Origin of the sequence: Kitasatospora sp. NPDC004615, assembly GCF_042873545.1 — a bacterium.
In the GTDB taxonomy this organism is placed as follows: Bacteria; Actinomycetota; Actinomycetes; order Streptomycetales; family Streptomycetaceae; genus Kitasatospora.
In genome coordinates, this window is sequence record NZ_JBIALQ010000005.1 from 1 (window position 1) to 19,015 (window position 19,015).

General features: G+C 71.9%; 16 protein-coding genes and 1 pseudogene. 13 read left to right on the forward strand and 4 right to left on the reverse strand.

The genetic code is table 11. The annotated features are described in order from the left end of the window. Window positions 1-530: 530 nt before the first annotated feature. Window positions 531-950, forward strand: a pseudogene (locus ACFYS8_RS17835) (phosphotransferase); the annotation flags it as partial. A gap of 38 nt (window positions 951-988) precedes the next feature. Here the strand turns inward: ACFYS8_RS17835 and ACFYS8_RS17840 are convergent. Next, the gene (locus ACFYS8_RS17840) at window positions 989-1,345 is read right to left on the reverse strand and encodes a hypothetical protein (RefSeq protein ID WP_387642211.1); all 357 of its coding nucleotides are present in this window, start codon (window positions 1,343-1,345) and stop codon (window positions 989-991) included. A 1,033-nt stretch (window positions 1,346-2,378) separates the two neighbouring features. Between ACFYS8_RS17840 and ACFYS8_RS17845 the strand changes: the two genes are divergently transcribed. The 4 genes from ACFYS8_RS17845 (at window position 2,379) to ACFYS8_RS17860 (ending at window position 5,740) form a co-directional block, all read left to right on the forward strand. Beyond that, window positions 2,379-3,560: a glycosyltransferase gene (locus ACFYS8_RS17845; protein WP_387642214.1), complete on the forward strand. Its 1,182-nt coding sequence runs from the start codon at window positions 2,379-2,381 to the stop codon at window positions 3,558-3,560. A 378-nt stretch (window positions 3,561-3,938) separates the two neighbouring features. Next, window positions 3,939-4,622, forward strand: coding sequence for a DUF1707 domain-containing protein (locus ACFYS8_RS17850; protein ID WP_387642217.1), 684 nt, complete (start codon window positions 3,939-3,941; stop codon window positions 4,620-4,622). 355 nt (window positions 4,623-4,977) lie between these two features. Beyond that, entirely contained in the window at window positions 4,978-5,094 is a 117-nt protein-coding gene (locus ACFYS8_RS17855) for a VOC family protein (protein ID WP_387642220.1), read from the forward strand. A 28-nt stretch (window positions 5,095-5,122) separates the two neighbouring features. Continuing rightward, window positions 5,123-5,740, forward strand: coding sequence for a DUF6629 family protein (locus tag ACFYS8_RS17860; RefSeq protein WP_387642223.1), 618 nt, complete (start codon window positions 5,123-5,125; stop codon window positions 5,738-5,740). Window positions 5,741-5,777: 37 nt separating this feature from the next. Here the strand turns inward: ACFYS8_RS17860 and ACFYS8_RS17865 are convergent, their stop codons facing one another. Beyond that, on the reverse strand, window positions 5,778-6,476 hold the full coding sequence (locus ACFYS8_RS17865) for a polysaccharide deacetylase family protein (protein WP_387642225.1): 699 nt from the start codon (window positions 6,474-6,476) through the stop codon (window positions 5,778-5,780). Window positions 6,477-6,763: 287 nt separating this feature from the next. Between ACFYS8_RS17865 and ACFYS8_RS17870 the strand changes: the two genes are divergently transcribed. Further along, a complete protein-coding gene (locus tag ACFYS8_RS17870; RefSeq protein ID WP_387642228.1) occupies window positions 6,764-7,867 on the forward strand; it encodes a calcium:proton antiporter in 1,104 nt (367 codons plus the stop codon). A 123-nt stretch (window positions 7,868-7,990) separates the two neighbouring features. On the opposite strand, the gene glmS is transcribed toward ACFYS8_RS17870, so the two are convergent. Together glmS and ACFYS8_RS17880 are read right to left on the reverse strand one after the other, a co-directional pair. Then, the gene (glmS, locus tag ACFYS8_RS17875) at window positions 7,991-9,832 is read right to left on the reverse strand and encodes a glutamine--fructose-6-phosphate transaminase (isomerizing) (RefSeq protein WP_387642231.1); all 1,842 of its coding nucleotides are present in this window, start codon (window positions 9,830-9,832) and stop codon (window positions 7,991-7,993) included. Window positions 9,833-9,880: 48 nt separating this feature from the next. Then, the gene (locus tag ACFYS8_RS17880) at window positions 9,881-10,156 is read right to left on the reverse strand and encodes a hypothetical protein (protein ID WP_387642234.1); all 276 of its coding nucleotides are present in this window, start codon (window positions 10,154-10,156) and stop codon (window positions 9,881-9,883) included. A 98-nt stretch (window positions 10,157-10,254) separates the two neighbouring features. Here ACFYS8_RS17880 and ACFYS8_RS17885 point away from each other — a divergent pair, with 98 nt between their 5' ends. The 7 genes from ACFYS8_RS17885 to ACFYS8_RS17915 all read left to right on the forward strand — a co-directional run bounded on the left by ACFYS8_RS17885 (window position 10,255) and on the right by ACFYS8_RS17915 (window position 18,814). Next, window positions 10,255-11,337 carry a winged helix DNA-binding domain-containing protein gene (locus tag ACFYS8_RS17885; protein WP_387642237.1) on the forward strand — a complete coding sequence of 361 codons (1,083 nt, stop codon included), beginning with the start codon at window positions 10,255-10,257 and terminating at the stop codon, window positions 11,335-11,337. A gap of 85 nt (window positions 11,338-11,422) precedes the next feature. Further along, window positions 11,423-12,043 carry a hypothetical protein gene (locus tag ACFYS8_RS17890; RefSeq protein WP_387642240.1) on the forward strand — a complete coding sequence of 207 codons (621 nt, stop codon included), beginning with the start codon at window positions 11,423-11,425 and terminating at the stop codon, window positions 12,041-12,043. A gap of 198 nt (window positions 12,044-12,241) precedes the next feature. Further along, entirely contained in the window at window positions 12,242-13,348 is a 1,107-nt protein-coding gene (locus ACFYS8_RS17895) for a hypothetical protein (protein WP_387642242.1), read from the forward strand. Window positions 13,349-13,433: 85 nt separating this feature from the next. Further along, window positions 13,434-14,873, forward strand: coding sequence for a pyridoxal phosphate-dependent decarboxylase family protein (locus tag ACFYS8_RS17900; RefSeq protein WP_387642245.1), 1,440 nt, complete (start codon window positions 13,434-13,436; stop codon window positions 14,871-14,873). A 106-nt stretch (window positions 14,874-14,979) separates the two neighbouring features. Further along, window positions 14,980-16,311, forward strand: a complete 1,332-nt coding sequence (locus ACFYS8_RS17905) for a GNAT family N-acetyltransferase (RefSeq protein ID WP_387642248.1) — start codon at window positions 14,980-14,982, stop codon at window positions 16,309-16,311. Window positions 16,312-16,532: 221 nt separating this feature from the next. After that, entirely contained in the window at window positions 16,533-17,789 is a 1,257-nt protein-coding gene (locus ACFYS8_RS17910) for a MurT ligase domain-containing protein (RefSeq protein ID WP_387642251.1), read from the forward strand. Between the two features lie 296 nt (window positions 17,790-18,085). After that, window positions 18,086-18,814 (forward strand): type 1 glutamine amidotransferase, encoded by a 729-nt coding sequence (locus ACFYS8_RS17915; RefSeq protein WP_387643026.1) that lies wholly within the window; start codon window positions 18,086-18,088, stop codon window positions 18,812-18,814. The last annotated feature ends 201 nt before the right edge of the window (window positions 18,815-19,015 follow it).

Consider the following 19,015-nt stretch of genomic DNA (forward strand, 5'->3'; position numbering starts at 1 on the left):
TCCAACCGATCCAGTAGGACCGGCCGGGGATGTCAACATATCTGGCGTTGACTTTTGGCACGCTGTTGAGTTCTCAAGGAACGGACACTTCCTTCAGGTGGCCTTCCGACCGGCCCTCCGGGCATTCGTTTCAGTGTTACTGCGTTCTTTCGTGTTCTCAGCTTATCAGATGTTTTCCGCTCCGTTTTCCGGAGTTTCATTCGATCCGACTCGCTTTCGTCTTCCCGACCTGACGGCCCGTCCGACGTTTCAAACTCTAGCCGATCCCCGCTCCGAAAAGCGAATCCGCCGCAATCTCCGAAAAAGCGCACAGCAAATACGAACGGAGGCGCGAAAAGGACGCGACCCGCCACGGATCAACTGGGTGGTTCTCAGGGATTGGCCGCCCCGGGACCGTCCACACAAGCTGCGTGTCCGGTGCTCCCTGTCAAGCGGCTGGTGAACAGTACTCCAACTCCGCGCCCAAGACAAACGCCCACGACAGACGCCCCGGCCAGGACGGCAGCTGGACCTCAGCGGGCACCGCCACGCTGACGGCGGAACTCAACGAGGAGCGCGAGCTGCTCGTGACGAACGGCGTCCTGCCCACCGACCTAGTCACCCGCAACCGCCAGGTCGCCGAGGCCGCACTCCGCCCATGGGCCCCGGCGTTCACCCACGGCGACCTACAGCTCGCGCACGTCTTCGTCGACGGCGACAGGGTCACGGGCACCGTCGACTGATCGGAGGCGGGCCAGGGCCACCCGCCTGTACGACCTCGCCACCTTCATCCTCGGACACCGGGACGACCTCGCCGACGTCCAGCCGGCTACGGCACCGACGTCGACCTCAACGTGATCCACACCCGGTGGTCACTGCGAAGCCTGCTCGCAGTCCGCCGACTGGTCGATCACGGCTTCGACCCCTACGCACCGGGGTGCGAGGTCGACGTACCGCGATCCCGAATGTAAGACCGGGATGTGAGACTGCACGGACCGACCCCGGCCGCTCACCAGGACGCAACGAGCCTCCGACGCCGACACACCGCTTTCTGCCACCGCCGGGCACACCACAGCGCCAGCCCGGCCCCCACTCCGACGACCACCGGAGCTTCGACCAACACCACAATCGTCGCCCCCGTACGAGCCCCGTCCGGAAACACCGGAACGAAACCCCCGGCCGCGGCGGCAAACATCGCCTCCCCCATCAGGAAGACCGCCGCCGTACTCCCCGCACTCACCAGCGGCAGCCACGCCTTGAGATACCCGAGCCGAACACCGAGCAGGAACCCGCTGCCCACCACCACCACGAGCAGAGCCGGCGGCGCCCCCATGACACCGGCGATCGCCGGAACCAGGTAGGCCAACGCCGTGAACACAGCCCAGGCCGTCGACCAGCAGTGCAGGTGATCGCGACTGCGAGGCCGCCCGCTCCCACCCGCCAACTCCACCATCGGTCCCCTGCCGCTCTCGGGCGCGCCGGCTGCCCACCCTTCGCCCGCGCTATCGTCGCACACTATTTGAACGCGTTCATTCCCGCACCAAACCCCCACCGGCTGCCACCGAACTCGCCACCCGGCACCCGGAGTTGCACCGAGCCGTCGGGGCGGCCAAACAGACCCGGCGGCCAGGCCTCGGCCGAAACACCTACCACCCGAGCAAGACACTCAAGCAACCCGCAGCTCGGCACGGACCCCCACCATCAGGCGCCGACGAAGGCCAGGCCCAGCCTCCGCCGATCCAGTACCTGCATCAGCCTCACCGAATCCGGACGCAGCAACTTGTGGGTAGCGACCAGGAGTTCGGCGACCCGATCAGGCGATCACTACGCAATCAGACTGCCGGTCGGCAGTCGCGCCGTCGGACTGGAACTGATCGCCGCCTGACACAACGCCACTCCCAACCTCGCCCGGTCCGCGCCGGCGGACGGGAGGGCCGTCCTGGTCCGGTCGGAGAGTCCGGTTCAGCTTCCTCTGAAAACCCCACCATTGAGCAAGCCTCGCGCCCGCCGCCTTCGGCGGTGACGGTCGGGCGGCCGCACGACCCGCAGCCGCCCGACCGTCCCCACCCCCGCACTCGGCCGGGCCGCAGGCAACCTGCCACCGGACCCGTCTGCTTGGGGACAACGTCGACTCCCCCGGACCGCACCGGCACGAGACACGCCGACCCTGGCCGCGACCAGGCAACAGAACGACAAAGCCCGACTGCGCCACGACAGTTCGCCCGCCCACCGCCCACCGCCATCCAGTGTCGCCTCGAAAATCACGTCACCCCTGGTCGACCCGGTCGGAAAGCACGCAGCCACCCGCCCGACCAGCCGCGGGTTCCGCGGACGCAGGGTCGGGGCGCAGGTCGAAAAACCGGTCCCGCCCGACGCCCCGGCCTCCCTACGCTCGGGCCATGCGCGTACTTTTCACCTCACCTGCGGGAACGGGCCACTTCACCCCACTGACACCCTTCGTCGACGCCTGTACGGCCCGCGGCGACGAGGTCCTCGCCGTGGTCCCGCCGCCACTGGCGCAGCTGCTCACGGAACGGGGCATGCCGTTCCGAACGGGCGCAGCGCCGGATCCGGCCGCGACGGCGGCGATCCGTGACCGCCTGCCGCACGCGTCCCGCGAAGAGGCGGCGGTGCTGGTCAACCGCGAGCTGTTCGGCCGGCTGAACACCGAGGCGATGCTCCCCGCCCTCGAGGAGGCGTGCCGCGACTGGCAGCCGGACCTGGTGCTGCACGACCCGTGCGAGTACGCCTCTGCGGTGGTCGCCGAACGGCTCGGCATCCCGCACGCCCAGGTGGCGACCTCACCGGCCCGGATCGAGGCGTACTCACTCGACCTCGCGGCGCCCGTACTGGCGTGCTACGAACCGCAGTTGGTGGACCGGCTGAAGGCGACGCCCTACCTGACACGCTTCCCGGCCTCGCTGGACCCGTCCCCATACGCCGCCACCCGCCGCTTCCGCGATACGCCCCGACCGGCCACCGCACCGGCGGCCCTGCCCAATGAATGGCGCACGGACGACCGCCCTCTCGTCTACGTCACCTTCGGCACCGTGTCGGGAGGCATGCCGGCCGGCGCCGCCGCCTGCCGAACGGCGGTGGAGGCCCTGTCCGGACTCCCGGTGCATGTCCTGCTCTCCGGCGGCCGGGCCACCGATCTGTCCGACCTCGGCCCGCTTCCGGACAACGTCCACGTGGAGGAGTGGGTCCCCGGCCCTGATGCGCTGGCCGCCGCATCGGTGGTGGTTTGCCACGGGGGCTCCGGCACCACCTACGGCGCACTGGCGGCAGGCACGCCGCTGGTCGTCATGCCACTCTTCGCCGACCAGCCCGCCAACGCCCGACTCGTCGAGGACTCCGGTGCCGGCCTGGCCGTCTTCCCCACCGGCGGCCCCGCAGACACCATGGGCCTGCCCGGCCCAGCCGACGTCCCCCGCCTGCGCGCGGCCGTCGAGACCCTCCTCGCCGAACCGTCCTACCGGGAGGCGGCGGGCCGGATCGCCACCGAAATGCGGACCGGACCCACGGTCCACGAGACGCTCGCCGCGCTCACGGCCGATGCCGGCGCCAACCTCTGGGGCTGACGGGCGAGATCATCTACGCGGAGATTATCCGCGCGAGGATCATCTCCCATCGATGACCACACCGATCAGCATCGATCACAGTCGATCACCCCGACGAGATCACCTACGCGGAGACAATCCCTGCGTAGATGATCGCGCCCGGCAACCCGGAGAACACCCCCACCCGCCCCCGACACGACATAACGCGACACCCAGCACCCGCCCCACCCAGCGCCCGCCCCACACCCACAACACCCTTACCGCCAAAGCCACTTGGCCGCCACGCCCGCCCCCACCCCCGACCACCCTGGCGGAAACACCTATCGCGATATATCGTGTCTCTACCCGCGCCCCCGGCCCCACCGCGGGAAGACCTTCGCCAAACCCAGGACGGGAAGCATGCCCGGAGAGATCTCGCCCGCCGGAAAGCCCACCGGCTCCACCACCACACAGCCCGAGTTGCGGGCCTCGCACGCGGACCGGGACCGGGTGGCCGACATCCTGCGGGTCTCGGCGGGCGACGGTCGGCTGACCGCCGAGGAGCTGGACGAGCGCCTGGAGGTCGCCCTGTCGGCCCGAACGGTCGGCGAACTGGCTGCACTCACGGCCGACTTGCCGCCCATCTCGCTCTCTGCCCACGGGGTGGCGGCGGAGGTCAAGGATGTCCTGCGGATCGAGCAGAAGTGGAGTCGGGTCGAGCGGGTGGGCCGCTGGGTGGTGCCGCGCCGACTGGAACTCGACCTGGAGTGGTGCGACGTGACGCTCGACTTCACGCAGGCGGTGATCATGCAGGACACCCTGCGGATCGACCTCGACATGCGCGGCAAGACCCTGACGCTGATCGTCGCACCGGGCATGGTGGTCGACACCGACGCCCTGATGCTGGAGCACAGCAGAGTCAGGAACCGCCAGACCCCGGACCCGACCGCACTCACCGCACCGACCACGCTGCGCGTGGAACTGGTCGGCCGGAAGAACTTCGGCCGCGTCGTGGTGCGCCGCCCCCGCCGGACGACCGGCCGCTGGTCGCTGCGGAGGCACTCGGCCCTGCCCACCTCCGACTCGACAAGGTCCTTGAATTAAGCGGGCCTTGACCTTCCATCAGCCGGAATCTCAAGCCCGCCGCACCACGTGCCACTACGCTCGAACGCGGTACACGCCGGCGCCGAATTCCGGCCCCGGCCGGCGGATCGGTTCCGTCGGGCGTGCAGGGCATGGGTGCCGTGACGGCGCGTACGTATGGTCCTGTTCGGTCGCACGACAGCCGCGGGATTTCGGTGATCGCGGCATCTTTGGCAGCGTTAGCGGGCCCTGGCCGGCTACGAGCGCACGCTGCCCCCGGACGACGCGTCGCACATCTTGCCCACCCGACGGCCGGGCCAAGGTCTTCCGCGCCGAAGGACAGCTCGATCAGACCGTCGCACTGCTCCAGCGGGCCGTGGCGGGCAGCAGGCGGGTGCTGCCGCCGATCGACCGGCCGGAGTGGGGGCCGACGCTGCACAGCGCCCATCTGCGCGACCCGCAGGGCACGCTGATCGCGCTTCAGTCGTACTGATCGCGGCGGCGCTCAGTAGGCTGGCGGGGTGTGCTGGAGCGCCGGAGCCGATCTGCTCGTCGGCAGCGCCGTCTCGGCGGTCGGAGTCGCCACGGTGCTGCACGCAAGGATGAGGAGTCAACTACCGCTGGCCGCACTGCCGTTGCTACTGGGGGTGCACCAGCTGGTGGAGGCGGGCGTCTGGTCGGGCTGGGCGTGGGCGCGCACGGTGTGGGCGGTGATCGCGCTGCCGCTGCTGCCGGTGTACGTGCCGGCGGCGGTGTGGTGCGCGACCGGCCGCCGCTCGGCGGCCTGGTTCACCGCCCTGGGCGCGGCCGTCGCCGTCCCGCTGGCCGTTGCCCTGGCCCGGCACCCGGTGTCGGCGCACCCGCACGGCCACACCCTCGACTACGCGATCGGCGTCCCGGCCGCCGCCCTGCTGCTGGCGGGCTACCTGGCCGCCACCGTGGGCTCGCTGCTCTGCTCGGGCGACCACCGGCTGCGCCGCCTCGGCGCGTTCCTCGGCGCGGGCGCGCTCGTCTGCGGCCTGCTGTGGCGGCTGGCGTTCGTCTCGACCTGGTGCGCGCTGGCCGCCGTCGCCTCCGTCCTGCTCTACGACTGGGCCCGCCACACCCGCGCCAACTCCGCTCCCCCGCAGCGTCGATGAGCGCCGGCCGGACGAGCTCGACGCACGTAACACCCGGTCAGTCCGACAGCCGGACGAACCGTTGGCCCGCGTCCACCAGCCGGGGCAGCGCCTGCGCGTAGCCGGGGCCGGTGCCCGCGTCGGGGTGGTTGAAGTGGCTGATCACCACCGCCCCGGCGGGAGCCGCAGCCACCGTCTGCGCCACCTGCGAGGCGTTGAACGTCGCCCCGCCGTCGCCGTTGACCGCGAACCCGGCCACGCGCTCGCCCAGTTCGCCGACGATCCGCACCGCGATGTCGTCGTAGTGCGCCGTCCCGGAACGGAACCAGCGCGGCGGCTTCCCCAGCAGCCCGGCCAGTTTCGCCTCGTTGTCCGCGACCTCCCGGTAGGCGGCCTCGGCGTCGGCGGTGCCGGTGATGCCGTACGCCGAGCGGCCGGTGACGGACAGCGGGCGGTGCGCGGTGCCGTGGTTGCCGAGTTCGAACAGCGGGTCGGCGGCCAGTTCGCCGAACGGGCCGGGGTTGGCGTCGATCCAGCGGGCGTTCAGGAACAGCGTGGCCGGCACCCGGTGCCGGCGCAGGGTGTCGATCAGCGCCGCGTCGTAGCCGTCCCCGCCGGGGCCGCCGCAGGCGTCGAAGGTCAGGGCCAGCGCTCCGTCCGGCACCTCGGCCACCACCCCGGGCAGGTCGGTCCCCCACTGGGTGGGCCGCTGCCCGGCGTACCGGGCGACCACCTCCTCCCGACTGGGCGGCGCCACCGCACCGAACGGGCTCGGCGCCACCGCAGCCGACCCGGCAACGGACGGGCTCGGCGGCGCCACCGCAGCCGACCCGGCAACGGACGGGGACGCCGGCCCGACCGCCGCCGGGACGGCCGGCTCCGAACGGGCATGGGCGCACCCCGTCGCGAGTCCGAGGGCCGCTGCCAGTACCGTCCGCCGTCCGACCATCGCGCCGCTCCTCACTGTTCGTCACCATCCGTCGTGGCCACCGCCACGAGTGTCACTTCCGGGCCGGGCAGGTGCCATCTGCGAAGCTCGGCCGTATGGCTGCTCCCACTCGACCGCTCTATCTCCAGTGGACGACTGTCGCCCCGGTGATGGCGTTCCTGCTGCTCCTGGCGACCTGGCACCGAGAACTTCCGTGGCCGGTGGTGGCGCTGGTGGCGGTCTTCCTCGCGGTGTCGGTGGTGGCGGCCGTGCACCACGCGGAGCTGATCGCCCATCGGGTCGGCGAGCCGTACGGGTCACTGGTGCTGGCGGTCGCGGTCACGATCATCGAGGTGGCGCTGATCGTGACGTTGATGGCGGACGGTGGCGACAAGAGCGCGGGCCTGGCGCGGGACACCGTGTTCGCCGCCGTGATGATCACCTGCAACGGGATCCTCGGACTGTCGATCCTGGTCGGCGCGTTGAAGTACCGGAAGGCAGTGTTCAACGCGGAGGGCACCGGCGCGGCGCTCGGCGCGATCGCGACGCTGGCGACGCTGAGCCTGGTGCTGCCGACGTTCACCACCTCCACGCCGGGCCCGCAGTTCAACCCCACGCAGCTGGCGTTCGCGGCGACCGCGTCGATCGTCATCTACGGCCTGTTCGTGTCGACCCTGACGATCCGTCACCGGGACTTCTTCCTGCCGGTCAACCCGGCGGGCGAGGTGATCGACCCGTCGGACGAGCACGCGGAGCCGCCGTCCAGGAAGCAGACGCTGATCAGTGTCGCGCTGCTCTCGCTGGCGCTGGTGTCGGTGGTGGGCCTGGCCAAGGGCGTGTCGCCGACCATCGAGCGCGGGGTGGAGTCCGCGGGGCTGCCGAACGCGGTGGTCGGTGTGGTGATCGCGCTGCTGGTGCTGCTGCCGGAGTCGATCGCGGCGGTCCGGGCGGCGGTCCGCAACCGGGTGCAGATCAGCCTCAATCTGGCGCTCGGCTCGGCCCTGGCATCGATCGGGCTGACCATTCCGGCGGTCGCGGTGGCCTCCACCTGGCTGAGCGGCCCGCTCGAACTCGGCCTCAACGCGTCCCACATGATCCTGCTGGCGCTGACCGTCGCGGTCGGCACCCTCACCGTCATCCCCAAGCGCGCCACCCCGCTCCAGGGCGGCGTCCACCTGGCGATCCTCGGCGCCTATCTGGTCCTCGCCGTCAGCCCGTGAGGCGGGGACAAGGACAGCGGCGGGTGCACCACGCACCCGCCGCCGTTGCCGTCGCCGTTGCCGTTGCCGTTGCCGTTGCCGTTGCCCGACTGCTTACCGACGGCTTCCCGGACTGCCGAAACGTCACTCCACAGTGACGCTCTTGGCCAGGTTTCGGGGCTTGTCCACGTCCCGGCCGAGGGCCACCGCGGCGTGGTAGGCCAGCAGCTGGAGCGGGATGTTGAGCAGCAGCGGGTCGAGTTCCGGCTCGCTCTTCGGGACCACCACGCAGTGGTCGGCCAGCTTCGCCTCGATGGGCCGGTGCGCGACGGCCAGCACCCGCCCGGAGCGGGCCTTGACCTCGCCGAGCGTGGTCAGGTTCTTGTCGAGCAGCTCATCGTCCGGCACCAGCGCGACGGTCGGCAGTTCGGGGCTGATCAGCGCCAGCGGTCCGTGCTTCAACTCGGAGGCGGGGTACGCCTCGGCGTGCACGTAGGAGATCTCCTTGAGCTTCTGCGCGCCCTCCCGCGCCACGGGGTAGCCGCGCACCCGGCCGATGAACATCATGCCCTGGCTCTCGGCGTACTCGGCGGCGAGCTTCTCGATCTCCGCCTGCTGTTCGAGCACCTCCCGGATCTGCTCGGGCAGCGCCTTCAGCCCGGCGACGATCCGCCGGCCGTCGGCGGGCGACAGGTCGTGGATCCGGCCGAAGTGCAGCGCCAGCAGCGCGAACGCCACCACGGTGGAGGTGAACGCCTTGGTGGAGGCGACGGAGATTTCGGGTCCGGCGTGCAGGTAGATGCCACCGTCGCACTCGCGGGCGATCGCCGATCCGACGGTGTTCACCACGCCGAGCACCCGGCCGCCCTTGCGCTTGATCTCCTGCACCGCGGCCAGCGTGTCGTAGGTCTCGCCGGACTGGCTGACCGCCACGTACAGGGTGTCCGCCTCGATCACCGGGTTGCGGTAGCGGAACTCGGAGGCCGGCTCGGAGTGCGCGGGGATCCGGGCCAGCTCCTCGATCAGCTGCGCGCCCATCTCGCCCGCGTAGTACGCCGAACCGCAGCCGAGGATCTTCACCCGGCGGATCTCCCGCAGCTCCCGGGCGTCCAGGTTCAGCCCGCCCAGGTGCGCGGTGGAGAACCGCTCGTCGAGCCGGCCGGACAGCGTGCGCTCGACGGCGCCGGGCTGCTCGTGGATCTCCTTCAGCAGGTAGTGCGCGTAGCCGCCGGTGTCGTACGAGCCGATCTCCCAGTCCACGGTGGACGGCTGCCGGGTGACGGTCCGGGCGTCCTCGGTGAAGGTCCGGAAGCCGTCGGCGCGCACCGTCGCCAGCTCGCCGTCCTCCAGGTGCACCACCTGCCGGGTGTAGCGGACCAGCGCGGAGACGTCGGACGCGGCGAACATCTCCTTCTCGCCGATGCCGAGCACGATCGGACTGCCGTTGCGGGCGACCACGATCCGGTCGGCCTGCTCGGCGTCCAGCACCGCGATGCCGTAGGTGCCGACCACCAGCTTCAGCGCGGCCCGGACCGCGTCCTCCAGCTCGCCGCCGTCCGCGCGGTGCGCGGCGATCAGGTGGGCCAGCACCTCGGTGTCGGTCTCCGAGCGGAACACGGCGCCGTCCGCCGCCAGCTTGGCGCGCAGCTCGTCGGCGTTCTCGATGATGCCGTTGTGCACCACCGCGATCCGGCCCTCGTTGTCGGTGTGCGGGTGAGCGTTCTCGTCCGAGGGCACGCCGTGGGTCGCCCAACGGGTGTGGCCGATGCCGACGCCGCCCTTGAACCGGGCCGGCACCGCCGCCGCCAGGTCGGCGACCCGGCCCTTGACCTTGCACACCTTCAACTTCGCCGGGACGGACTTGGTGGCGGGGGCGACGACCGCCACGCCCGCCGAGTCGTACCCGCGGTACTCCAGCCGCTGTAGGCCCTCCAGCAGGAACGGGGACGCGTCCTTGGGGCCGATGTAGGCCACGATTCCGCACATGACGTGGACTCCTGGTGGTTCGAGGGTTGTCTGTGGAGTGGGGCCCGGTCAGCCGTAGACCATCCGCCGGAGCTGGCGCACCGACAGCTGCGGCGCGGCCACCCGGCGGGCGGTCAGCTCCGCGCCGACGCGGGCGAAGATCCGATCGTTGGTCAGGCCCCTGGCCTGCAACTCACCGTGGCGGCGGCGGACGTACTCCTCCGTGGTCTCGGAGAAGTACGCCAGCACCTCCGCGACGACCCGCGACGCCTCTCCGGGGCCCAGCGCAGTGGTCCGGGTGAGGTGGGCGAGCAGGTCCTCATGAGGGTGTGGTGAGGCAGGCACGTTCGGTGAGCCTAGGCGTGAAGTGTCCATTTGCCAAAGATCTTGCCCGATTTCGGGCAGGACAGCGAGCTGACGCACCCCGCGTATACGGTTACGGCATGCGCGCACTGGACGACGAACAGGTACGGGCCCTGCGCACCAGGGGGCAGGGCATCGGCGGCGGCGTCACCTTCCGCACCGCCGTCGAGGCCGTCGAACGGGTCGTCGGCGTCCAGGCCCAGGACGCCCGGGCCGGCACGATCGGCATCGGCGTCAGGACCCGCGACCTCACCGCCGCCGACGTCCGGCTCGCCCTGGAGCAGGACCGCACGCTGCTGCGGAGCTGGTTCCTGCGCGGCACCCTGCACACCGTCACCACCGCCGACCTGCACTGGCTGCTCGCCCTGCTCGGCCCGCACTTCCTGCGCCTGAGCGCCCGCCGCCACCGCGAACTGGGCCTCGACGAGGGCCGCTGCGAGCGCGCCGAGGCGGTGATCATGGACACCCTGGCCACCCACGGCCCGTCCACCCGCGCCGAACTGACGGACCGCCTCGCCGCGGCCGGCCTCCCGTCCGACGGCCAGGCGCCGTTCCACCTGATCCGCCGGACGGCGCTGCGCGGCCTGATCTGCTACGGCCCGGTCCGGAACGGCACCGACACCTTCGTCCCGCTCGCCGACTGGGTCCCCGACGCCCCCGCGGGCCCCACCGGCGACGCCGCCGTCACCGAGCTGACCCGCCGCTACCTGCGCGCCCACGGGCCGGCCACGCCCGAGGACTTCGCGGGCTGGTCCGGCCTCCCCGTCACCGCCGCCCGACGCGCCTGGCGCACCCTCGACACGTCCGGCGAACTCCTGCGCGTCCGGGTACGCGACCAGGACTGCGCGCTCCCCGCCGACCGCGCCGCCGAACTCGGCCTCGCCCCGCTGCCCGCCCCCGACGTCCGGCTGCTCCCCGCCTACGACAACTACCTGGTCGGCTACCGCTCCACCGCCCTCTCCGTACCCGCCGCCCACGAGAAGCGGATCCGCCCCGGCGGCGGCCTGATCCGCGCCGCCGTCCTCGCCGACGGACTCGCCCACGGCACCTGGACCTTGAGCCGCGGCCAGGCCGACATCGCCCTCTTCGCCCCCTCCCCCCACCTCGCCGAGGGCATCGCGACCGCGTCCGCCGCCCTCGCCCGCTTCCTGCACCGGAAATGACCGAACGGACGCCCCCACCACCGTTGCCGTACAGTGCGCGTCCAATCCGTCCGATTTTCCGACTCCGCGTCAGAGGACCTGCCCCATGCGTACGTCGGACACCTCCTCCCGCCGCCTCCCCGCCCGGGTCACGCTCGCGGCGCTCACCCCGCTCGCCCTGCTGGGCCTGGGGGCGCTGTCCGCCGACCCCGACCACGCGCGGCTCGGCGATCCCGCCCGCCTGGCGGTGCTGGCGGGCTCGGTACTCGCGCTGGTCCTGCTCCGGGCCGGCTGGCGACGGACCGTCGGCGGCGCGCTGCTCTGCTTCGTCCTGCTCGCCCTCTCCGGCAGCATCTTCTCGGACGAGCTCCTGCGACTGCGCGGTGAGCGCACCGAGCTCGTGGTGACGGCGGCGCAGCGCGGCGACGACCTGGTCTGCGTGCTGCGCCGGGCGGACGGGACGCCGCTGCCGCACGACGTGCTCCACGACTGCGTGCCGCCGGCGCAGCCCGGCCCGGCCACGCCGTACCTGGTGGACCCGGCCGGTTGGGTGCCGCCCGCGTACGCGGACGACAGCCGCCCCGCGGGGCCGTGGTTCGGCCCGGCCGTGCTGGCGGTGTTCGCCGGGCTCTGGGTCCGGGTGGCGCTCGGCGCCGGTCGTCGGCGCCCGGACGAGGACGGCGTGCGGCGGTGCGCGGGCGCAACCGATCGGCTCCGCGGCGCGTAGTCGGATGCGACGGCCGAACGGGTAGTGGGGACGCACCCGGGGTGGGGGGCCGTCGTTGAAGGACGGTGCGCAGCGCGCGTCCGGGTGATCGTGGCCGGGCGCTTGCATCCATCGGCGGTGTTCGGTCGGGGTTTCCGGTGGTCACCGCGCAGGATGGGCCGCGTACTGTCCGTGTCGATTCCAGGGGGACCGTCCGTCATGCAACCGCGTGTGTTCGCCGTCGTCACCGCCGTCCTGCTGGCCGCGCTCGGCCTCGGGTCGGTCCTGGTCATTGATTGGGCGCCCAAGCCCGCCAACGCCGCAGCCTCGCCCTCCGGACCGGGCGGCCGCACTCCCGCCGCGCCCGGCACCGCGTCGTCCTCCCCCACCGGCGACCCGGCGGTGTGGACCCGCTCCACGCTGCGCAACAAGCTGATGGCCGAGATGGACGCGGGCGACCCCGGCGTCGCCCTCGCCGACCTGGACAGGATCACCAAAGACAAGCCGTACACCGTGCGGTTCTGCCACCCCGTGGCGCACGAGCTCGGGCACGCCGCCGTGAAGCGCTACCACCAGGACTTCCAGAAGGTCATCTCGTTCCCCCACGAGACCTGCGCGGCCGGCTACCTGCACGGCGCGGTCGAGGAGATGCTCGCCAACTCCCAGGACCCGCAGAGCGACATCCTCACCCTGTGCGCCCCCGCCAACAAGGGCCCCTGCATCCACGGCGTCGGCCACGGCATCATGTTCGTCACCAAGCAGGACATCCCCGCCGCCCGCGCCCTGTGCGACAAGTTCCCCTCCCAGAACCGCCGCATCACCTGCTCGGAGGGCGTCTTCATGCAGCTCTTCGCCCCGGACGAGGAGGACGAGAAGGCCAAGGCCAACCTCCCCGCGGACAAGCTCGCCGCCGACCCGCTCTACCCCTGCCCCGAGCAGCCCTCCCTGTACCAGTCCGCGTGCTTCTTCTACGCCCCCACCTACTTCCTCTCCTCGCACGACTACGCCAATCACCCCGAAACCTTCGCCCAGGCCCTCCAGTGGTGCCTGAACGCGAAGGCCAGTGGCGGCGAGAACGACTGCTCCCGCGGCGTGGGCTCGCGCACCATGAAGTACAACCTGGACCGCGAGGACTGGGCCGCCCAGCAGTGCGCCACCGCGAAGGACGCCTGGCAGCGCAAGGCCTGCGCGCAGGGGCTGGTCAGCTACTACACCGTCAACTACACGGACGACGGCGCAGCCGGGCGCCTCTGCGCGAAGATCACCGACAAGGAGATCCAGGGCTACTGCCGCTCGGCAGGTGGGCTCTCCAACACGCTCGACTGAAACGGTGCGACGCGCAGGTGGGCGCGAAACCAGGTGCCCCCACGCGCCCCTGGCGGTGCTTCCCTTCCCCTTACCATTCCGCCTCATGAACGACGACTTCAGAAGTGCCGCTCAGGCCGCCGCGCAGCTGGTGGCCGACTACCTCGACGAACTGCCCTCGCGCCCGGTGTGGCAGCCGATGGACCCGGCGGAGCGGTCCGCGTTGCTGGAGTTGGAGCTGCCGGAGGACGGGGCGGGGTTCGCGGAGCTGCTGGAGACCGTTGAGCGGAAGATCATGCCGCACCCGATGGGCAACGGGAACCCGCGGTTCTTCGGGTGGGTGAACTCCTCGCCGCAGCCCGCAGGGATTCTCGCCACGCTGGCCGCGTCCGCGATGAACCCGAGTTCCGCGGGCGGCGACCACGCCGATGTGCACCTGGAGCGGGCCGTGGTGCGGTGGATAGCCGAGCTGGTGGGGTTTCCGCACCCGGCCGGTGGCGGTCTGCTGACCTCGGGGACCTCGATGGCGACCATTGTCTGTCTGGCGGCGGCCCGTAACCGTGCGGCGCGGAACGCCGGCTGGGACGTCCGGGAGGACGGTCTCGCGGGGATGCCGCCGCTGGTGGGGTACGTCACGGGCGAGGCGCACAGCTGTGTGCGCAAGGCGGCCGAGCTGCTCGGTCTCGGGTCGAAGCACCTGCGGGTGGTGGAGTCGGACGCCGACGGCCACCTGCGCCTGGACAGCCTCGAGAAGGCGGTCGCCGAGGACCGCGCGGCGGGCCGGCTGCCGTTCCTGGTGGTGGCGTCCGCAGGGACGGTCGGCACCGGCGCCGTCGATCCGTTCGAGCCAATCGCTGACCTGGCCGCCCGCGAGGGCCTGTGGTTCCACATCGACGGCGCGTACGGCGCGTTCGGGGTGCTGGACCCGCAGATCTCGCACCGCTACGCGGGACTCGAGCGGGCCGATTCGCTCGCGCTGGACCCGCACAAGTGGCTGGGGGTGCCGGTGGACTGCGGGTGCGCGCTGGTGCGGGACGCGCAGGAGTTGCGGGGCACGTTCAGCCTGGTGCCGTCGTACTTGCGGGACGAGGAGGCGGGCGGTCTCGGCTGGTTCTCGGAGTACGGCACGGAGCAGACCCGGCCGTTCCGTTCGCTGAAGGTGTGGGCGTCGATCGCGCATCGCGGCCGCTCGGGGGTGGCCCGGGACATCGCGCACTGCACGGGGCAGGCCCGGCGGCTGGGTGAGTGGGTGGAGCAGGACCCGGAGTTGGAGCTGCTGGCGCCCGTCGAGACATCGATCGTGGCGTTCCGCTTCCGTCCGGCCGGTCTCGGCGAGAAGGCGGTCCAGCAGCTCAACTCCGTTCTGCCGGTGGCGATCCAGCAGCGCGGCCGGGTGTTCGTGACCGGCGCGGTGTACCAGGGGCAGGAGATGCTGCGGGCGTGCGTGCTGAACTCCGCGACCACGGACGCGGATCTGCGGCTGCTGCTGGAGGAGGTGAAATCGGCCGGCGCGGAACTCCTGGACCGGGGCCGCACGTCCAAGTGATCGCGGGAGCGGATCAGCGCCGATCCGACGGGGGCCCGCGCAGACATTAACCGTCGGGTCACGGGGGGTTCGTGATCGTGAAACAGCGGAGCGCCACCATTCAGGCATGGATGACAAGGCGTACACCCACAGAACCGGTAAATCGCACCGTTGGCGCCGGGAGACGGTCGAGCTCGCGGCGGTCTTCGCCGCGGTCGCGGCCGCCGACCTGGTCGCCAATGTGGTGGTGCACGGGCACGACGGGCCGGTGCTGCTGCTCGCCTCCGCGGCGGCGATGCTCGGCACCGCGCTGTTCCGGGGCTGGCTCGCGCACCGGCATCCGCCCGGTCCGGCGGCCCTCGCACCACCGGGCGGACCCGAAGTGAGTTCAACGGATGAGCCGACCGCGCTGTGGCGGCTGCGGACCAGCGTCGCCGACGAGCCGGGCAGTCTGGCCCGGGTGTGCGCGGCGCTGGCGGAGCGGCGGGTGAACATCCTCTCGATGCAGGCGCACCCGCTGCCCGACTGCACGGTGGACGAGTTCATCGTCCGCGCGCCGGCCTCGCTGGCCCGGGCGGAGCTGGTGGCGGCGGTCGCGGCGGGCGGCGGCCGGGAGATCTGGACCGACCGGGCGGATGCCCATGAGCTGGTGGACGTGCCCCGGCAGGTGCTGGCGCTGGCCACCCGGACCGCGCTGGACGCGGCGGAACTGCCGCTCGCGCTGCGGCAGTTGTTCGGGCGGGCGGCGATCCGCCAGTACCCGGGCCGGGGCCGGGCGGTGCAGCCCGGCGTGGACGGGCACCTGATGCGGCTGCCGCTGCCGAACGGGGACCTGCTGGAGCTGTCCCGGCCGAATCTGCCGTTCACGCCGACCGAGTTCGCCCGGGCCCGGGCACTGGTGGAGCTGGACGCCGTACTGGGCCCGCGGGTCCCGCAGGTCGAGGCGCGGATCAGCCGCCCGGCGGGGGACGACCTGACTGTGCGCCGGGCCACGCCGGCGGACAAGGACGCGGCGGTGGCGATGCATGCCCGGTGCTCGCCCGAGTCGCTGCGCCGGCGCTACCACGGGCCGGTGAAGGACGCCGACCGCTACCTGGACCACCTGCTGGACCCGCGGCACGGGCAGACCCTCGCGGTGGAGACCGCGCAGGGCCGGCTGGTGGCGCTGGCGCACCTGATGTGGGACGACGAGGGCGCGGAGATCGCGCTGCTGGTGGAGGACGCCTGGCAGCGCCGGGGCCTGGGCGTGGATCTGGTGCGGCGGATGGCGGCGCTGGCGCTGGAGGCGGGCGTGGGCACGGTGTACGCGGTGACCACGGCGGCGAACACCGGGCTGATCTCGACCATGCGCCGGCTGTCGGCGCCGCTGGACTTCCAGGTGGAGGACGGCACGGTGGTGATCACCGCGCACCTGCTGGAGGCGGCGGAGAAACTGCCCGCGCCGTGGGCGGCCCGCTGACGGTTCGTCGGGCCCGGTGGTGGAGCGTCGCCTTCCGCCGCCGGGCCGCTCGCGGCCGTCCCCGGGCCGGTTGTGGCACGGTCCTGTCCGGGCGCGGCGCGGGCCGGTAAGTTGCCCCTGCTCAAGTGTGCGGGCGGGAGTCGGTAGGCTGAGTGCGTCCCTGCCGCCCGTGGGTCGTCGAACGGCCCGGGCGGTGCCGCTGCAAGGAGGAACCCCTGAGCATGCCAGGCACCGATTCGGAAGCCGCGCGCGACGCCTCGCTGCCCGCCCGCGCAAAGATCGCCGTGACGGCCGGCAAGATGGCGGCCGCGCTGTCCCAGAAGGCCGGACGCGGCAGCGGGTCGGTGATCGGCGGCAAGGTGGCACTCAAGCTCGACCCGGATCTGTTGAAGACCCTGGCCGAGCACCTGGACGTGGTCCTGGTCAGCGCCACCAACGGCAAGACCACCACGACCCGGCTGATCGCCGAGGCCCTCAAGGCGGCCGGCCCGGTGGTCTCCAACGCCCTGGGCGCGAACATGCCGGCCGGTATCACCGCGGCGCTCGCGGGCGGTACCGACGCCAGGTTCGGCGTCATCGAGGTGGACGAGAAGTACCTGCCGATGGTCGCCCGGGACACCCGGCCGAAGGCCATAGCGCTGCTGAACCTCTCCCGCGACCAGCTCGACCGGGCCGCCGAGACCCGCATGATGGCCGAGAAGTGGCGCGAGGGTCTGAAGGACACCGAGGCCGTGATCATCGCCAACGCGGACGACCCGCTGGTGACCTGGGCCGCCTCGTCCTGCAAGAAGGTGGTCTGGGTGGCCGCCGGACAGGCGTGGAAGGAGGACGCCTGGTCGTGCCCGTCGTGCGGCGGTGTGATGCAGCGTCCGGGCGACGACTGGTTCTGCGGCGAGTGCGGTTTCCGCCGCCCGAACCCGCACTGGGCGCTGCAGGGCACCCACGTGATCGACCCGCACCGCGGTGCCTGGCCGATCCAGCTCCAGCTGCCGGGCCGTGCCAACCTGGCCAACGCCACCAGCTCGGCGGCGGTCGCCGCGGTGTTCGGCGTGGCCCCGCAGGTCGCGCTGCAGCGCATGGAGTCGGTGGCCGCGGTGGCCGGCCGCTACGACGTGGTGCAGTACCGCGGCCGGGACATCCGGCTGCTGCTGGCGAAGAACCCGGCCGGCTGGCTGGAGACCTTCTCGCTGATCGACGGTCCGCCCGCGCCGGTGATCCTGTCGGTGAACGCGATGGACGCCGACGGCACCGACACCTCCTGGCTGTGGGACGTCGACTACGAGCGCCTGGCCGGTCACCCGATCTTCGTGATGGGCCAGCGCAAGCTCGACCTGGCGGTCCGCCTCGAGGTCGCCGGCCTGCAGTTCCAGGTCGTCGACTCGCTCGCCCAGGCGGTGGACGCCGCCCCCGAGGGCCGTATCGAGGCGATCGCCAACTACACGGCGTTCCAGCAGCTCCGCAAGGCCGTGGTGGCCTGATGAGCGACCAGTCCTACCAGCAGTACGGCCAGCAGCCGTACGGCGAGCAGCAGTTCGGCGATCAGCAGTTCGCCGAGCACCAGCAGCAGTACGGGCAGCAGCACTACGGCGAGCAGCAGCAGCAGTACGGCGGGCAGTCGTACGGCGAGCCGCAGTACGACCAGCAGCAGCAGTACGACCAGCAGCCGTACGGCGAGCAGCAGTTCACCGGCCGGCAGCAGGGGTTCGACGAGCCGCAGCAGCAGTACGGGGGCGATGCGCCGGAGGCGGCGCCGAGGTACGGGAGGTCTTCGAGGATGAGTGAGAGCAGCCTGCGGGTGGTCTGGGTGTACCCGGACCTGCTGTCCACGTACGGCGACCGCGGCAACGCGCTGGTGGTGGAGCGGCGGGCGCAGCAGCGCGGTCTCGGGGTGCAGCGGATCGATGTGCGCTCCGACCAGTCGGTGCCGACCAGTGGTGACATCTACCTGATCGGTGGCGGTGAGGACCGTCCGCAGCGCCTCGCGGCGGAGCGGCTGCGCAACGACGGCGGGCTGGTCCGGGCGGCCGAGAACGGTGCGATCATCTTCTCGGTCTGTGCGGGTTTCCAGATCCTCGGCCACGAGTTCGTGAACGACCTCGGCGAGCGCGAGGCGGGCCTGGGCCTGCTGGACGTGTGGACCACCCGCGGCGAGGGCGCGCGCTGCGTCGGCGACGTGCTGGCGGAGGTGGACCCGGCGCTGGGTCTGCCACAGCTGACCGGGTTCGAGAACCACCAGGGCGTCACGCACCTCGGTGAGGGCGTCAAGCCGTTCGCCAACGTGCAGGTCGGCCGGGGCAACGGCACCGGCGACGGCACCGAGGGCGCCTGGCGCGACACGGTGTTCGGCACCTACATGCACGGTCCGGTGATGGCCCGCAACCCCGGCGTCGCCGACATGCTGATCAAGCTGGCGCTGGACGTCAACGCGCTGCCGGCGGCCGACACCACCTGGTACGACGCGCTGCGCACCGAGCGGATCGCCGCGGCGGCCCGCCCGGCGTAGCCGCCGGCTGTTGACTCGGTGGACGGCTGACCGCCATGTGGTCAGCCGTCCCCGGCGGAACAACTTCATAGGAGAATAAGGAGAGCCCGGGCGCAATACCCTCCTCGGCGGTCGGGTCGCAGTTACGTGTGGTGCGTCGAGGAAGCCGCCCCCGCGTCGGTTTCGGCCCGGCCGGACGCAGGAACCGTATGCTGTGCAGCA

Bases quoted from the DNA above. Each gene is read 5' to 3' on its own strand.
- ACFYS8_RS17845 (WP_387642214.1), top strand. From the start codon at position 2,379: ATGCGCGTACTTTTCACCTCACCTGCGGGAACGGGCCACTTCACCCCA.
- ACFYS8_RS17850 (WP_387642217.1), top strand. From the start codon at position 3,939: ATGCCCGGAGAGATCTCGCCCGCCGGAAAGCCCACCGGCTCCACCACC.
- ACFYS8_RS17870 (WP_387642228.1), top strand. From the start codon at position 6,764: ATGGCTGCTCCCACTCGACCGCTCTATCTCCAGTGGACGACTGTCGCC.
- glmS (WP_387642231.1), bottom strand. From the start codon at position 9,832: ATGTGCGGAATCGTGGCCTACATCGGCCCCAAGGACGCGTCCCCGTTC.
- ACFYS8_RS17885 (WP_387642237.1), top strand. From the start codon at position 10,255: ATGCGCGCACTGGACGACGAACAGGTACGGGCCCTGCGCACCAGGGGG.
- ACFYS8_RS17890 (WP_387642240.1), top strand. From the start codon at position 11,423: ATGCGTACGTCGGACACCTCCTCCCGCCGCCTCCCCGCCCGGGTCACG.
- ACFYS8_RS17895 (WP_387642242.1), top strand. From the start codon at position 12,242: ATGCAACCGCGTGTGTTCGCCGTCGTCACCGCCGTCCTGCTGGCCGCG.
- ACFYS8_RS17900 (WP_387642245.1), top strand. From the start codon at position 13,434: ATGAACGACGACTTCAGAAGTGCCGCTCAGGCCGCCGCGCAGCTGGTG.
- ACFYS8_RS17905 (WP_387642248.1), top strand. From the start codon at position 14,980: ATGGATGACAAGGCGTACACCCACAGAACCGGTAAATCGCACCGTTGG.
- ACFYS8_RS17910 (WP_387642251.1), top strand. From the start codon at position 16,533: ATGCCAGGCACCGATTCGGAAGCCGCGCGCGACGCCTCGCTGCCCGCC.
- ACFYS8_RS17915 (WP_387643026.1), top strand. From the start codon at position 18,086: ATGAGTGAGAGCAGCCTGCGGGTGGTCTGGGTGTACCCGGACCTGCTG.